Below are 15337 nucleotides of genomic sequence, written 5' to 3' on the forward strand. Positions count from 1 at the left end.
ACTACTCGTTAATAAAATATTGGTTATATCCGTAGCGCTGGTGTTTACCGTTGTGGTTGTAGGAGTCGTTAATGTCCCAGGGGTCTGCTGATTGGTACCCTCAATTAAGTTTACTTCTGACTCTGAGTCACCACAGGCAGTTAACGCAGAGGTTAACAAGCTCATTAGAAGTAGCGGGGACGTTTTTGCTGAAAGCTTTGCCATTGATAAATCCTTTTTATTTAGTTCTTTTACACCATAGGCTAGTTTTCTTTAGTTGATAAATAACTTTACACATTTTTACATAGCGTTATTAACCCGTATAGGAATAGGTAAAGAGAAACTGGTTACTGTTTTATTGCTTGAACAGTTAATGAGGCAGTAATTAACTGTTGAAGTGGCAATTACTGCTGGTGGTTTCATCAATAGAAGTAGGCTGTTAGTAGATACTTAGTAAAGCTACTTGATTCAGTTAAGGTTTAGCTAATATTAGTTAAGGCTAGTTAAAGTTTAGCCAAGGATGAGCTAAAGTGCAGTTAAACTCGGTATTTTCAAGGTCTCTCTGCTAAGTAGTTTTGCCGCAACCTCTGCAGGGACTTGGTAAAATTCTTTAGTATATTCTTGTGCGTGCAAATAGGCCTTTATTTGCTTTTTTACTTTGCATGGGTTGCTACATTGTAGCGAAAAAACAACGCTATAATCACCTATGGTTTTTGCTGATAACGATTTAGCATACTCTCGGGGGTCTTCAGGCGTACAGCCAATTCTAACAACATCAGAAAAAAATGAATGTGTCATCACATAAACATTACCTAATAAAATATCTTTAATAATCGTTGTTGCGGGTGCTTTGTCAGTATTGTGCATAAATTTAATATAGATCCATTTATATTGAGCTTAGTCCATGTTTACTCTGGTTAGTCTACCGTAAACATCCAAAATTATCCCTACACTTTAAGCTATCAACTTTTTCAAAACCTTGTGATAGCTCAATATCTTTTAATATAAATATTTAAGTTTATTGAATATAACGAGGAGATAATTAGCTTAACGACACTAATTATCCATTTTAACGGCCTTGAATTATGCCCATTAGTTCAAAATGACCAGTAGACTACACTAGGATTATGTTTTCTTTACGTATATCGTATACAATGCGCAAAATTTGTAAATTTTGGTGTAAGTATGTATTCAAAAGGTTTCACGTTAATTGAATTAGTGACAGTGATTGTTATTCTTGGGGTTTTGTCAGTGACCGCTTTACCACGTTTTATTAATCTAACTCAAGATGCCCATGATAGTGTGGCTCATGCCACTTTTGCTTCTTTTGAAAGTGCCGTAGATCTATACCATACTTGTTGGCTAGCTCAATCATCGCCAGGTTATGTTAAAGATCTAAAGTGTTTTGGCGCAGGTGATATAGATTCTACTGTCACTGGCTTCCCCTTAGGTGAAAATACCGCAGACGGCACACTGCTGACAGCAAGTTTTTGCGCTGAGCTTTGGCAGGGGTTGCTCGAGCAAGACTTTCAAATCGCAGGACATTCGGACGATGCTTTTGGTGGCGAAATCGATATAGTTTACTGGTATTATGGTGGAGCAATAACTGCGGCTGATACTTATTGTTATTTCAATTATATTGCTGACAATCCAGCTAAAGGCCAAGAAAATTGGCAAATGCTCTACTACCCGGGTACGGGCGAAGTTACCGTAGGTAAAGCAACGCTAGGTTAACTCTAACTTATATTATGTCTGTTTTGGTTCTAGATATTGTCCTCATTTTTAAACTCACCACTATACTTATAAAACGGTTATTCGTTTAAGGCTCCCACAAGTGCGTGTTTTGTTATTAACTATACTCATTCTTACCTCTACTAAGTTATATTCTTCAGCGGATGAGCCGATAGTTTTGCCGATAAATCATTGGGCTAGCCAGAAATTACTTATCAAGATTGTCGGTAATAAAATTGAGCAATTAGGCTATAAAGTAGATTATTTACCAATGAACTCCACGCTTGAGCTGGGTGCTTTAAGAAAAGGATTAATTCATTTCCAAGTAGAGCTTTGGCAAAGCCATGATGATGGTCCCTTTATGAAGGCTGTTAGTAAAGGCTATGTTGAAGATATGGGCTTACATAGCGCAATTGGTAGAGAAGATTGGTGGTATCCAGCTTATGTGAAAGAATTATGTCCGGGATTGCCTCAATGGCAAGCATTAAAGAAGTGTTCAGCGATTTTTAGCCGACAGGGCAGTGGTTCAAAAGGAGTATATTTTACCGGACCGTGGAATTATCGTGATGCAGAGCTTATCAGGGCGCTAGAGTTAAACTTTACCATTGAGCGTTTAGAAAACACGCAATTACTTTGGCAAGAATTACGTGTAGCTGAGAAAAATATACAGCCAATAATTTTACTTAATTGGCAGCCAAACTGGGTTGATGTTCGCATCAAAGGAGACTTTGTAGAGTTTCCTGAATTTGAAAAATCTTGTGAGCAAGACCCAGCATGGGGGGTCAACAAAGAGATGACTTTTGATTGTGGTAATCCCAAGGTTACTCTTATCAAAAAAGCCGCTTGGCCAGGACTAAAAAAGCGATGGCCTTGTGTTTATCAATTGCTAAAAAAAGTTAATTTAACCACTGAGATGATTGCCGAGGCTTCGGCATTATATGGGATAGATAAAAAAACTGAGCAGCAAGCGATAACAGCATGGCTGGCTAAGTTTAGCGATCAAAGCCAAGACTGGTTAAGTTTTACTTGTCCTAAAAACTTTCTCGGTAATTCCCCACAATCTTAGCTCTATTTCCTCAATTGCCTGTGCTTAAGGTTATTTGTGTCTATATTTACCTATATGTTTATTTACCTCAATTAACAATTAATAGCTAATAAATGAGGGCATCCCATGGCAAAAGCAATAATTGCTGATATTAAACCAATTAAAGTCAATTTAGATAAAGACCAAGAGTATTACTTTTGTGCCTGCGGTCGTTCACAGAGCCAGCCTTTTTGTGATGGCTCACATAAGGGCACCGGACTTAAATCACAGCGCTTCGTTGCCGAAGAAAGTGGTGATGCTTATTTATGTCGATGTAAACAAACGGGCAATGCACCTTATTGTGATGGTAGCCATAAACAATTGACCAAAGAGAAAATAGGCAGCGGCAAAGAATCAGAAACAATTTCAATAACTAAAATGCCGATAGCGAGTGCTACAAAAGAAGAGCCAACGGTAGCGTTTATTCATCAACTTGCAAAAGAGGGCTTAGCAGGTGTTGGTCAACATGGGCCAATGACCTCAATGGGGGTGCCTAGGTATCAATTGCCGCACTGGGATGACTTGCAAATTATGGTGGCACAGATGGCGCGCAAACCACTAATGGAAGATGTCAGTGTCAGCACCGAGCTGGTTATTGGGCCACAAGCTAAAAAACCGTTAAAGTTAAAAATCCCCTTGTTTGTCTCAGACATGAGTTTTGGCGCATTATCCGAAGAGGCTAAAGTTTCTTTAGCCAAAGGTGCTGAGCTTTCCGGTACGGGTATTTGCTCAGGAGAAGGCGGCATGTTGCCTGAGGAGCAAGCAGCTAATTCTCGTTATTTTTATGAACTAGCTAGTGCCAAGTTTGGTTATGATGAAAAGCTATTAAAAAATGTGCAAGCCTTTCATTTTAAAGGTGGCCAAGCTGCGAAAACAGGCACTGGCGGGCATTTACCTGCTAGTAAAAATGTTGGTAAAATTTCACAAGTTAGGGGGCTAATACCGGGGAACGCGGCGGTGTCACCACCAACGTTTAAAGACTTAGTTAGTGTCAGTGATTTTAAAGACTTTGCCGATCATGTTAGAGCTATTACTGGTGGCATTCCCATCGGCTTTAAATTAAGTGCCAATCATATCGAGCAAGATATTCAATTTGCCTTAGATGCCAGTGCCGATTACCTTATTTTAGATGGTCGCGGTGGTGGTACCGGCTCAGCGCCCGAAATGTTTCGAGACCATATCAGTGTACCGACTATTCCAGCGCTTGCCAGAGCAAGACGTTATCTTGACAAAGTTGGCGCTAGTGGCCGAGTAACACTCATTATTACTGGCGGACTACGTGTGCCGATGGACTTTGTTAAAGCGCTTGCTCTGGGGGCCGACGGTATAGCGATAGCCAACAGTGCTATGCAATCTATTGGCTGCGTGGCCGCAAGAATGTGTCATACCAATAATTGTCCTGCGGGTATCGCCACGCAAAAAGCTGATTTACGTCAACGCTTAAATATTGACAAATCATCCAAGCAATTGAGTAATTTCTTTGATGCCTCAACGCAATTGATGCAGGTTATGGCACGCGCCTGTGGTCACCATGATCTAAATAAATTTGGTTTAGAGGACTTATCAACTTGGCATCGTGAAATGGCGTTACTCAGTGGTGTACATTTTTCAGGAATGCTTGCTCAAGGGCCGATTTCACCGGGAGATAATTCCCCGGAATAAAGGTAAGGTAAATACAAAAGGCGCAGCTTACAACTAATGGTCGCGTTAGCTACTAGGCTATGTGGATTGCTGTTATAATGCAGCCATTATTATGCTGTCAGCCTTTATTTATCAGTTAGCCCATTCGTTAACCCCATAAGTAGGTTGTTCAGAAAAGTTTATTTTGCTCTCGAGACACCTTATGTCCTTCTCAACACTTAAATTATCCGCGCCAATTTTAACTGCTTTAGCTGATTTAGGTTATGAAAAACCTACCGCTATTCAAAACAAAGCGATACCTCACGTTTTAGCGGGTAGAGATCTTATTGCCGCTGCACAAACCGGCACAGGTAAAACCGCTAGTTTTGTTTTACCTTTACTTGAACAGCTCAACAGCCGTTATAAAAAAGCGAATCAGAAACTTCGCGGCAAACGCATTCGTGCGCTTATCCTTGTACCTACGCGTGAACTAGCGGTACAAGTTGAAGCCAGTATTAGTCAGTATGCTAAGCATTTAGATATTAGCTCTATGGCAATGTACGGCGGTGTTGATGCGCAAGCACAAAAGGAAAGCTTGATTTGGGGTATAGATATTCTTGTTGCCACGCCAGGACGTTTACTCGACATGGCGCATCAAAGAGCCCTGTATTTTGATGAATTGGATATGTTGGTACTTGATGAAGCCGATAGAATGCTTGATATGGGCTTTATTGATGACATCAATAAAATTATTGAGCGCTTGCCTGAGCAGCGTCAAAATCTATTGTTTTCTGCCACAATCTCAGAAGATGTTCGTGGTTTAGCAAAAAGGACTATTCATAAGCCCGTTGAAATTAGCGTTGCTGGCGATAAAGCCTCTAAACCTAAAATAAAGCAGTGGTTAGTGACCACCGATAAAACCAATAAGTCAGCATTACTGAGTCATTTAATCAGCACGCAAAACTGGCAACAAGCACTTATCTTTATCGAAACTAAACACGGCGCAGCCAAACTGGTAAGCCAATTAGAAAAGCGTGGTATTGCCGCAGAAAGTATTCATAGTGGTAGAACCCAAGATATTCGTGAACAAATACTTGCCGATTTCAAATCAGGAAAAATCAAATTTTTAGTGGCAACAGGTATTGCTGCTCGAGGGCTTGATATTGGTGATCTTAGCCTAGTTGTAAATTATGATTTACCTGCGCAAGTAGATGATTATATTCACCGTATCGGTCGTACTGGCCGAGCTGGCGCGGAAGGTGAGGCGGTATCGCTCGTTTCTAAAGATAACTTTAGAGAGCTTTGTGCCATTGAAAGTCGTTTGGGCCATATCATAGATCGCAAAGAATTTAGCGAGTTCCCCGTGAAAAAAGTAGTGCCGGTTTCTGTTTTAAACTTTGTCCCTAAAAACTCTAAAGCTAGAAGTAGTCAAGGAGAAGGACGTCAATCGACAAGTCATCAAGGGCGCAGCGCTAAAACTCGTAGTTCGAGTTCTTTTAGCCTTAAGCCACGTAGTGCTAAACCTAGTAATGAACAGGCGAAAAAGAGCAATGTAAGAAGTCCATGGCCAGCTAAATAAAGCTATGGCGTAAATTGTTTTAAAGCGTTAAATAAAAACCGCATTAATGTTAGTCATTAACGCGGTTTTTTATATTTATCTAACTATTATTTAGGAGAAAACTCTCTCGAATAAGTAGGTAGTAATCGTTTTAGCTTTTGTTTTAGTTACGATTGAATCAAATGTACATCGCGCTGCGGGAACGGAATAGTAATACCATTTTTATCAAGGGCTTTCTTAATGCCTTCATTAACTTCAAAGTAAACATCCCAATAATGCTCAGGTAAACAGTGCGGTCGAACAACAAAATTCACCGAGCTGTCAGCCATCTCAGATAAACCGACAAATGGAGCTGGATCTTGCAGCACTTTGTCATTACTAACCAATACTGCCATTAATACCGATTTGGTTTGATCTATATCTGCGTCATAAGAAACACCAGCGCTTAAGTCGACACGAATTTTACCTTCAACGGTGTAGTTAACCACTGAGCCATTAGAAGTCGAGCCATTTGGGATAATGATGCGTTTAGACTGTGGTGAAAGTAAAATAGTATTAAAAATTTGTACTTCTTTAACCACACCTAAGTGACCTTGAGACTCAATTAAGTCGCCGACTTTGTAAGGCTTGAATATCATAATTAATACACCGCCAGCAAAGTTAGCCAAGCTGCCTTGTAAGGCTAAACCTATGGCTAAACCAGCTGCACCGAGTACCGCAATAAATGAGGTTGTCGCTATACCGACCATAGAAGCAACAGAAATAAATAGTAGTAGTTTAAGTATCCAAGAAACCAAACTGCCCATAAAAGGGATCAAGGTTGGGTCGACTTTTGAACGTTCCATGGAGGCTTTCACTAGTTTACTGATGCCGCTGATGATCCATAAGCCAATCAGTAAAGTAAGAATCGATAAAGCTAATTTTGGCGCATAAGCTAGGCCAAGTTCATAGGCTTTCATGGTGAGAGTTTCGAGTTGTGTGATAGAGGTATCTATTGTACTCATTGAATTTCCTTTATTAACAATGATTAAAGTCGCTGGTATTTTATACTGACTAGAAAAAAATACAATCTATGCTTTTGAAAAACAGGACGTTATTCATCATTATTTTTTAAATTACTTTGTCGCGAGTAAAATTCATATTTGTAATCAAAGCACGCTTATCAGTGCAGAGTCAGTTATAATGTGTGCATCTTTTGAAAGTTATTTTAAATAGCTATTTATTTAACTATTCAAGCAACTCAAGAACACGACACCCTTTAGGTTTTTAAATGATTAATAATGACATCCTACGCCGCCTCAGTACTATCTTTGACTTAACGGATGAAAAAATCCGCACTATTTTTGCCTTAAGCCAATGTGAAATTAGTGAACAGCAGTTAGCAAATTATTTCAAAGAAAAAGATGATGCGGCCTACCAAGAGATACTTGATGTAGAGCTTGCTAGTTTCTTAAATGGTTTAATTATTGAGAAACGAGGACCAAGTGATGGTCCGGCACGTGAAACTGAAGAGCAATTAACCAATAACATGATTTTTAATAAAATTAAAATTGCTATGTCTTTAAAAGCAGAAGAGGTGATTAGCATTCTAGAGCTAGCAGACCTTAGCTTAGGTAAATATGAGTTAAGTGCCTTTTTTAGAAACGTAAGTAATAAGCATTATAGAGATTGCTCGGATGATGTTTTATCGACTTTCTTAAAAGGCTTAAAAATTAAATCACAAGAAGCCAGTTAAGTTAATACCAATCCCACTAACTATGTGATCATTTCTACTTTCTAAAATGACCAACTACTTCGTTATTTATTTAATAATTAGAACAACTAGTTATTAAAGTAAATGTCTTGTATTTGGCAATTTTTTCTACGTATAAAGTAGATCACCTAATTAATGGAACTGGTATAACATCACTGCTGATAAAGAGCCTGCTAAATTAACAAACATTAGCGGGCTCCGTCACTAAAACGTCATCTTTTCTTCATATTAGTTTCATATAACTTCTATAAATTGCCACTTAAGTTAAATAAAGTTAAGTGATTGGAGAGTAATATGGACAATGAATATTGGCATGATGAGGACTTATTAGCAGAGGATGAATTAACCAGACCTGATAAAAAGGGTCGGGGTAAAGCACAAAAACGTAAATGGCGTGAAATCGAAGTGATAAAAGAGCAGCGTCGTTTACGAAGAGATATTGCCGCCTTTGAGCAATACTCGTATTAGCTGTTTTTACTGATACTCATCCTGAAGATTTTACCTGTTGTTTTGCTTTCTAGCTGAGTACTTATTTAGATTAAACAAGGTGAGCAAGTAGACATTTAAGTGAGGTATGTTAAGTCGCAGCTAATACCCATCAAGTGACCATGATCTGATTCCGTCCAGCTTCTTTTGCAGCATACATAGCCGTATCTGCAGCTTTCAATAAGTCAGGGATGGTTGTTGCGTGATTTGGGTAGGTGGCAATACCAATACTCACCGTTAGCTTTATGTTTTTATCAGACTTAGTGGTCATATTAAAATTAGCAATACTGTTGCGCAGTCGATCGGCGAGTTCTTCGGCTTTTTCAGTGATGGTTTCTGGCAGAATAATGATAAATTCCTCCCCTCCGAAACGTACAGCAAAGTCAGTGGTACGAATGGAACGTTCAATTTCATTAGCAATGTGTTTGAGTACTTCATCCCCGACATCATGGCCATACGTATCATTAACGTCTTTGAAATGATCGATATCAAGCATGAAAATTGACATGCTATGCTTATATCTGGACGCTCTTTGAATTTCTTCATTTAATTTTAAATCCATCTTATTACGGCTATAGAGCCCAGTTAAAGCGTCGTGACAGGCCAAGTATCTTAATTCATCTTCCATCTGTTTTTGTTTGCTAATGTCATGGAGTAACACTGAAACTAATAGCTCATCATTGATCGTTACTGGATTTAAGCTTATTTCAACGGGAACTTCATCGCCACTTTTACCTTGCAGACATAACTCTCTACCTGCCCCCATTGCGCGGGTATAAGGCTTACCAAGGTAATTTTCACGAAGCTTAACGTGGTTACTGAATCGTTCTGGTATCAACAATTCCACTTGTTGGCCAATTAGTTCTGTTTTGGTATAGCCAGTCATGATGATCAGTCGTTCATTCACGCTCGCTATTTTCCCTTTGTTATCTACCATTATGATGCCGTCATAAGCAGACTCCATCAGGTTACGAAACATTTGTTCACTCGATATTATTGCGCTGCTAGCTCTTTCCCTTTCAGCTATGTAGCGGGTGGCTTCACGCTTAATAAATAATGCAATACAGCCAATAAATATAAGCGCGAGCAAGCCACCAGTGGAAGTGATAAAGTTGGCTATCTTGATCGCCTTACTGGCTTGTTGCTGTCGTTCTGATAATAAGTGTGTCTCTTCGAACGCCATATTATCGATAATGATGCGAATATCATCCATGATCCTCTTGCCTTGATGCGTTAAAATAAGCTTAATGGCGTCGTCTTTATAACCCCCTTGGGCAAGTTCTATGGTTTCTTTAAGTTCTTGAAGTTTTTCATTAACTAGCATGGTTAGTCGGGAAATGTTTTGTTGCTGCCGATTATTGTCATTGGTCAAGGAACTTAGCTTATTCAGATTATGATTTATTTTGGCAACGCTAATTTTGTAGGGCTTTAGATAGGTAAGCTCATCTGTTAGCAAGTAGCCTTGCTGACCTGTTTCAGCGTCTTTCAACTCTGAAATAACCGTTTCAAGCACAGCTTTAACCTCATAAGTATGGACAACCCATGATCCTGTTACGATAAGCTGTTGGGTGCTGCGGTAGCTGAAAAGACTACTAATGATAATAATTAATAGGCATATTATAAAAGCCAGCGAGATCTTCAGGTTGACTGTCATTGCTTATAGTTTGCTCCCTTTGAAACCGTTTAAAATAATAATTTAAGATTAGTCTAAAAATAGCTAAACAGCACTTTTAGAGCGGTTAGCCTAGCTTAATACGATTATCGTGCTTCAATTTTCTTAAACCTCTTTAACGTTGTGCAGTACCGCCTTCAATAAAAACCCAACGTTTTTATCTACTATTTTTTGGTCAAAGTACAGAGTTGGATATGTTAAAAATACTTATATAAATCAATTGGTTTAATTTGATGTTAGCTTCAAATAATAGACGTTTTTGTTTGAGCATAAAATTTAATACTGCTATGGTAAATTAAATTATCAGTCTAAGAAAAAGGATATCTAATTGAAACGCTTACTACTCATCTTACTCACTGTTCTGTTAAGCCAAAATGCGCTTGCTGACAGTGGTTATAAAACCCCGAAAAAAATGATCGCTGATTTGGTCGACGCTCCTAGGCGACCTGCTTTGTCAATGTCACCGGATAAGCAATGGGTTGCTATAATGGCCAGACCTGGCGCCAAGTCGATTGAAGAACTTGCACAGGCGGAAGAAAAACTCGCCGGGCTAAGAATTAATGCTGATATTTTTGCGCCAAGTCGCTCAAGTGGCTATATGAGTATTGAACTTAAACAAATTCATGGCGGTAAACGAGTGGCGATAAATGATCTTCCAGCTGGCAAGATCATGAGTGTCAGGTTTTCACCTAACTCAAAGCATTTGGCTTTTATTGTCGAAAACAAGCAAGGACTTACCTTGTGGAACTACAATCTTGACACCAAGAGAACTAAACAGGTAAGTAATAAAAAAATCAATGCTGCACTTGGAGGCACTAAATATCGCTGGAAACGTGATTCAAGTGGTTTTTACACCCGCTTAACTGTTGCTAAAGCTAGCGATAAACCACAGATGTCACAAGCGACCATTGAACCAGTGATTCAAACCACATCGGGAAAAAAATCGGCGGTTAGAACCTACTCAAACTTATTAAAAACACCTTATGATGAAGCACTCTTTGAGTTTCTAACTCGCTCTCAATTGGCTGACATAAGCTTGGCAGGTCAGGTGAGTAACGTTGGTAAAACCGGTATGTATAAAGGCTTTGTAATTTCACCTGATGGCCAGTACCTATTAGTCTCGCAAGTTAAAAAGCCTTTTTCTTATCTTGTACCGGCCAGACGTTTCCCAGTAGAAACTCAAGTATGGACTGCCAAAGGTACATTGGTTAGTCAAATTGCTGATTTGGCTTCAGGAGAAAGCATTCCTAAAGGCTTTGATTCGGTTCGTGAAGGTCGTCGGGAAATCAGTTGGCGCAGCGATGTTGCTGCCACAGTAGTTTGGGCTGAAGCCCAAGATGGCGGCAATATGAAAACCAAGGTAGAGCATCATGATTATGTTTACACTTGGGCGGCTCCTTTTAAGAACAAGCCTGAATTGTTGCAAAAAGTAGAACGTCGTTTTAATGATATTTCATGGGGCAATAATAATTTTGCTATGATCAGTGACTGGCGCTTTAGCGATCGGCAAGTCAGAGAATGGCAGTTTAATCCGAGTAAGGCCCTAGCTAAAAAAGAATTATTTCAACAGCGCTCTTATAATGACCGTTATAATGATCCCGGTAGTTTTGTTAAGCAAAGAAACCAATTTGGTTTAAATGTCATCAAAACCTTTGATAACAATGATAGCGTTTATTTAACCGGTAGAGGTGCATCTGCTCAAGGTAACATTCCTTTTTTAAATAAATATAACTTCACTACTAAAAAGAAAACAAACTTGTGGCAGTCAAAAGCCCCTTACTATGAACGCGTGGTCTTGGTGCTTAATGAACAAGCGACTAAAGTGATGACATTACGAGAGTCGACTACCGAACAACCTAACTTTTTTGTCCGTGACTTAAAGCAAAAAACATTAACTAAATTCACCGATTTTCCCCATCCAACACCTGCTTTTGTTGGTATTAGCAAAGAGAAAATCAACTATACACGTAAAGATGGCGTTGAACTCAGTGGCACACTCTATTTACCCGCTGGCTATGAAAAAAGCCAAGGACCACTACCAACATTAATTTGGGCTTATCCAAGAGAATATAAAGACAAAAAAGTCGCCGGCCAAGTATCCGATTCACCTTATGAGTTCGTCAGGATTAGTTATAGGGGACCGATGCCACATTTAGCTCAAGGCTTTGCCGTTTTTTCTGGAGCAAAAATGCCGATTATTGGTTTCGACGGGGCTTTACCCAATGATACTTTTCGAGAACAATTAGTTGCCAGTGCCCAAGCTGCAGTTGATGTTTTAGTGGCAAAAGGCGTTACTGATAAGGACCGTATCGCTATTGCGGGTCATTCATATGGCGCGTTTATGGTCGCTAATTTACTTGCTCACAGTGACTTATTTAAAGCGGGCATTGCTCGTAGTGGCGCATACAATCGAACTTTAACGCCATTTGGTTTCCAAGGTGAAGAACGTAGCTTCTGGGAAGGTCAGCAAGCTTATGCTTCAATGTCGCCATTTTTTCATGCGGAAAAAATTAATGAACCTATGTTAATGATTCACGGAAAAGAGGATCCTAACTCGGGCACATTCCCTATGCAATCTGAACGTATGTTTGCCGCACTTAAAGGTCTTGGCGGTAATACTCGTTTAGTCATGCTACCGCACGAACAGCACAGTTATAAGGCTAGAGAGTCTTTGTTGCATATGTTGTGGGAGCAATATCAATGGTTAGATAAACATGTGAAAAATCCCGTTAAGGTTTCTGCCAAGCATTAAAGTTGCTTCGTTATAGTTTAATAGCTAATAGTTAGTTCAGATAAAGCCATGTCAATCCTATTCACAGAGGGCATGGCTAACAGAGCTGACAATTAGCTTGGTCAGCTTACTTTTCAGCACCACAGCTTTAGTTACCTTTATCTTCATTCCTCTAGATGTAAGTCGATGTTATTATTACGTCAAAATATGATACAAATTGATACATCAGCTTAATTTGTGTTACGTCTATTTGTTCAATGCTTAGTTAATATTACGGTTATCAAATACAGACGTTCACAGGGAATCTATGAAAAACTTAACAAAAACAACCGTAGCCAGCTTAGTTGCCACCAGTGTGCTTTTAACCTCATTTGCCGTTAGCGCCAATGAAGAGACAGAAAAGAAAGCAGCAAGTTCAACAGCGCAAGTAAATAGCCAAGTTTCAGTAAAAGCAGATACAAAAGCTTCTGTAAATGCAGACGATAAAGAAGCTATTAAAGAGCTATCGAAAGAACAAACCAAAGAGCCTGTTAAAGGCAAAACATCAGATAAAAACAGTAATGACGATGATGAATTCTCAATCTGCATTGGAGATTGTGATGATGAAAGCCATAAATCGCACAGCTGTGACGATGACGATGAAAATTGTGAAACTATTCATCGCTTTTTCCAAAACCGTCGTGATGGCTTTTACGTTGATGTCAGTGCCATAAGCAGTGTTGGTGATGATTATGCCTATGCTGCTAATGTAGATACCGAATCCGAGTTTAATGTCGCCATTAGTTACCGCGTACAGTTACTCGGTTTGTTTATAGAGTCGCCAGGTATTAGTACTCGTCGAATTCAAGGCATGTATTCAATGCCTGCTTGGGGAGTCAATTTTTACAATAGCGAAGATTACTCTTTTGACTTGTTTTATCAATACAGTACTCGCGGCATCGAAGGTTTAGAAGGAATTCAAACCCGTAACGAAGATGAACGTGCGGGTCTTAGAATGACCGGGTTTTATGAAAATAGTCAGCTGCAAATGATTTATTCACCCGTTAGTCGTAATGGTGAAGGCAGTGATGGTATCGAAGCATCTATTTCCTATAGCTATAACTTACAGTTTAGAAATACCAACTTCTACACCAACCTTGGTATGCAATATCGCTCAAAAGAAGTAACACCTTATGGCGTGCAAACTTGGGCTGATGATAGTTTATCGACCAAAGATGGCATCAGTTACTCGGCTGAGATAGGGGTCGAATACCCGTTAACTACAGATTGGGTGATAGGCAGTTATGTTGGTTATAACGCGCTGTCTGAACGCAGCATTGCTGCTCGCCAAGATACCGTTGAAGACGGTTACCGTGCTGGCCTTTTACTAACATATGTTTTTTAGGGGGGTCATGCAGATGCTCTCTATAAAAATGACCAAGCAGCTAAAACGACTGCTAATACAAATGAAAACCTCTGCTTTATTACTGATATTGTTAGCGATAAACTCGGTTGCTAACGCTACTGAGATTCAAGCAAGTATGAAGGTAAGCCCAGAGCAATGTGTTGCTATGCGCCAAGGTCAGGCTTGTTATGTTTCGGTGCAATTAACTTTTCAAGTGGCTACTCCTGGTAATTATTGCTTATATACCTCCGGAGCTGATAAAGCACTTAATTGCTGGGAAAATACTACGGAGGGTGAATTGAAAAAATCATTTGATAGTAAGGTCAATTTAGAGTTTTCATTAAGGCGTCAAAATGACAGCTTATCTGTCGCCACCGCGGTAGTAAAAATGGCTTGGGTTCATAAGAAAAAAGGTCAGCCAAGAAAATCATGGCGTATCTTTTAACCGTCGAATCACTATCTGGAATAGCAGCTGCTATTTCAGTTGATATTTCAATTGAAATAATGACTAAGATAAGCATCAAGACAACCATTAAGACAAATATAGGATAAATAATACATGGTAGCGCAAACGGGATCGCATATTTTATTAGTGGAAGATGATATTGATCTCGCTGAGTGGATAGCTGATTATCTAACTGCCCGTGACTTTAAAGTCACCACATGTCACCGAGGGGATGAGGCGGTTGAGCTTATTGGCTCGCTTAATCCTGATATTGTGTTACTCGATGGTATGTTACCCGGTATGGATGGACTTGATGTCTGTAAAACCGTGCGCGCAACTTTTACTAACCCCATCATTATGATCACCGCGCGTGATGAAGAAATAGATGAGGTGCTCGGGCTAGAGATGGGCGCCGATGACTATATCACTAAGCCCGTTCGGGCGAGGGTATTACTTGCTCGAATTCGAGGTTTACTTCGTCGTGAGGACAAATCGCGCTCAGAAGATAAAGCCAAGCAACAGCTTGTTGATGAACTAGCCTCAAATGGTGTACTCAAATTTAATGGTTTGGTGATTAGTGAACCGGCGCGCAGCGTCATTCTTGATGGCGAATCGATAAAAGTATCCTCTAATGAGTTTGATGTCTTATGGTTTCTTGCCAACAAGGCCGGGCAAGTGGTGTCTCGTAAAGAGTTGGTCAGTCACTTTCGTGGTTTTGATTATGATGGTTTTGATCGCTCCATTGATTTACGCATCTCAAGGTTACGTAAAAAACTAAAAGATGACTCATCAGAGCCTTTTCGTATTAAAACCATTTGGGGTAAAGGCTACTTATTTGCCAATGATGTCTGGTAATTAGCGCTACCTTGCCACTTTTATAAAATTTTTAGGGTT

At 39.6% G+C, this 15337-nt stretch carries 14 protein-coding genes; 10 read left to right on the forward strand and 4 right to left on the reverse strand.

Going from position 1 to position 15337, the window contains the following annotated elements:
- Together HRT50_RS09835 and HRT50_RS09840 are read right to left on the reverse strand one after the other, a co-directional pair.
- Positions 1-204: hypothetical protein (locus HRT50_RS09835; RefSeq protein ID WP_291613901.1), on the reverse strand; the 204-nt coding region annotated here is incomplete at its 3' end.
- 300 nt (positions 205-504) lie between these two features.
- Positions 505-846 (reverse strand): GIY-YIG nuclease family protein, encoded by a 342-nt coding sequence (locus tag HRT50_RS09840; RefSeq protein ID WP_291613902.1) that lies wholly within the window; start codon positions 844-846, stop codon positions 505-507.
- A 318-nt stretch (positions 847-1164) separates the two neighbouring features.
- Between HRT50_RS09840 and HRT50_RS09845 the strand changes: the two genes are divergently transcribed.
- The 4 genes from HRT50_RS09845 to HRT50_RS09860 all read left to right on the forward strand — a co-directional run bounded on the left by HRT50_RS09845 (position 1165) and on the right by HRT50_RS09860 (position 5993).
- Positions 1165-1713, forward strand: a complete 549-nt coding sequence (locus tag HRT50_RS09845; protein ID WP_291613904.1) for a type II secretion system protein — start codon at positions 1165-1167, stop codon at positions 1711-1713.
- Between the two features lie 100 nt (positions 1714-1813).
- Positions 1814-2776 carry an ABC transporter substrate-binding protein gene (locus HRT50_RS09850; RefSeq protein ID WP_291613906.1) on the forward strand — a complete coding sequence of 321 codons (963 nt, stop codon included), beginning with the start codon at positions 1814-1816 and terminating at the stop codon, positions 2774-2776.
- 105 nt (positions 2777-2881) lie between these two features.
- On the forward strand, positions 2882-4456 hold the full coding sequence (locus tag HRT50_RS09855) for a glutamate synthase-related protein (RefSeq protein WP_291613908.1): 1575 nt from the start codon (positions 2882-2884) through the stop codon (positions 4454-4456).
- Between the two features lie 181 nt (positions 4457-4637).
- Positions 4638-5993: a DEAD/DEAH box helicase gene (locus HRT50_RS09860; RefSeq protein WP_291613910.1), complete on the forward strand. Its 1356-nt coding sequence runs from the start codon at positions 4638-4640 to the stop codon at positions 5991-5993.
- A 146-nt stretch (positions 5994-6139) separates the two neighbouring features.
- Here the strand turns inward: HRT50_RS09860 and HRT50_RS09865 are convergent, their stop codons facing one another.
- Positions 6140-6976, reverse strand: a complete 837-nt coding sequence (locus HRT50_RS09865) for a mechanosensitive ion channel domain-containing protein (protein ID WP_291613911.1) — start codon at positions 6974-6976, stop codon at positions 6140-6142.
- A gap of 266 nt (positions 6977-7242) precedes the next feature.
- Between HRT50_RS09865 and HRT50_RS09870 the strand changes: the two genes are divergently transcribed.
- Together HRT50_RS09870 and HRT50_RS09875 are read left to right on the forward strand one after the other, a co-directional pair.
- The gene (locus tag HRT50_RS09870) at positions 7243-7707 is read left to right on the forward strand and encodes a DUF1456 family protein (protein WP_291613913.1); all 465 of its coding nucleotides are present in this window, start codon (positions 7243-7245) and stop codon (positions 7705-7707) included.
- 312 nt (positions 7708-8019) lie between these two features.
- Positions 8020-8193: a DUF3545 family protein gene (locus HRT50_RS09875; RefSeq protein ID WP_291613915.1), complete on the forward strand. Its 174-nt coding sequence runs from the start codon at positions 8020-8022 to the stop codon at positions 8191-8193.
- A 130-nt stretch (positions 8194-8323) separates the two neighbouring features.
- On the opposite strand, the gene HRT50_RS09880 is transcribed toward HRT50_RS09875, so the two are convergent.
- Positions 8324-9865 (reverse strand): diguanylate cyclase, encoded by a 1542-nt coding sequence (locus tag HRT50_RS09880; protein WP_291613917.1) that lies wholly within the window; start codon positions 9863-9865, stop codon positions 8324-8326.
- 346 nt (positions 9866-10211) lie between these two features.
- Between HRT50_RS09880 and HRT50_RS09885 the strand changes: the two genes are divergently transcribed.
- The 4 genes from HRT50_RS09885 to HRT50_RS09900 all read left to right on the forward strand — a co-directional run bounded on the left by HRT50_RS09885 (position 10212) and on the right by HRT50_RS09900 (position 15298).
- Positions 10212-12635 (forward strand): prolyl oligopeptidase family serine peptidase, encoded by a 2424-nt coding sequence (locus tag HRT50_RS09885; protein WP_291613919.1) that lies wholly within the window; start codon positions 10212-10214, stop codon positions 12633-12635.
- 286 nt (positions 12636-12921) lie between these two features.
- Complete coding sequence (locus HRT50_RS09890; RefSeq protein ID WP_291613921.1) at positions 12922-13998, forward strand: MipA/OmpV family protein; 1077 nt, start codon at positions 12922-12924, stop codon at positions 13996-13998.
- A 7-nt stretch (positions 13999-14005) separates the two neighbouring features.
- Positions 14006-14443, forward strand: coding sequence for a DUF3019 domain-containing protein (locus tag HRT50_RS09895; protein WP_291613923.1), 438 nt, complete (start codon positions 14006-14008; stop codon positions 14441-14443).
- Between the two features lie 114 nt (positions 14444-14557).
- Entirely contained in the window at positions 14558-15298 is a 741-nt protein-coding gene (locus HRT50_RS09900) for a response regulator (protein WP_291613925.1), read from the forward strand.
- Positions 15299-15337: the final 39 nt, after the last annotated feature.

This window comes from Colwellia sp. (assembly GCF_013215345.1).
Classification (GTDB): domain Bacteria; phylum Pseudomonadota; class Gammaproteobacteria; order Enterobacterales; family Alteromonadaceae; genus Colwellia.

Excerpts from the sequence above, each read along its gene's own strand:
- HRT50_RS09880 (WP_291613917.1), bottom strand. The coding sequence starts at position 9,865 with ATGACAGTCAACCTGAAGATCTCGCTGGCTTTTATAATATGCCTATTA.
- HRT50_RS09845 (WP_291613904.1), top strand. The coding sequence starts at position 1,165 with ATGTATTCAAAAGGTTTCACGTTAATTGAATTAGTGACAGTGATTGTT.
- HRT50_RS09860 (WP_291613910.1), top strand. The coding sequence starts at position 4,638 with ATGTCCTTCTCAACACTTAAATTATCCGCGCCAATTTTAACTGCTTTA.
- HRT50_RS09895 (WP_291613923.1), top strand. The coding sequence starts at position 14,006 with ATGCAGATGCTCTCTATAAAAATGACCAAGCAGCTAAAACGACTGCTA.
- HRT50_RS09900 (WP_291613925.1), top strand. The coding sequence starts at position 14,558 with ATGGTAGCGCAAACGGGATCGCATATTTTATTAGTGGAAGATGATATT.
- HRT50_RS09875 (WP_291613915.1), top strand. The coding sequence starts at position 8,020 with ATGGACAATGAATATTGGCATGATGAGGACTTATTAGCAGAGGATGAA.
- HRT50_RS09870 (WP_291613913.1), top strand. The coding sequence starts at position 7,243 with ATGATTAATAATGACATCCTACGCCGCCTCAGTACTATCTTTGACTTA.
- HRT50_RS09890 (WP_291613921.1), top strand. The coding sequence starts at position 12,922 with ATGAAAAACTTAACAAAAACAACCGTAGCCAGCTTAGTTGCCACCAGT.
- HRT50_RS09840 (WP_291613902.1), bottom strand. The coding sequence starts at position 846 with ATGCACAATACTGACAAAGCACCCGCAACAACGATTATTAAAGATATT.
- HRT50_RS09855 (WP_291613908.1), top strand. The coding sequence starts at position 2,882 with ATGGCAAAAGCAATAATTGCTGATATTAAACCAATTAAAGTCAATTTA.
- HRT50_RS09865 (WP_291613911.1), bottom strand. The coding sequence starts at position 6,976 with ATGAGTACAATAGATACCTCTATCACACAACTCGAAACTCTCACCATG.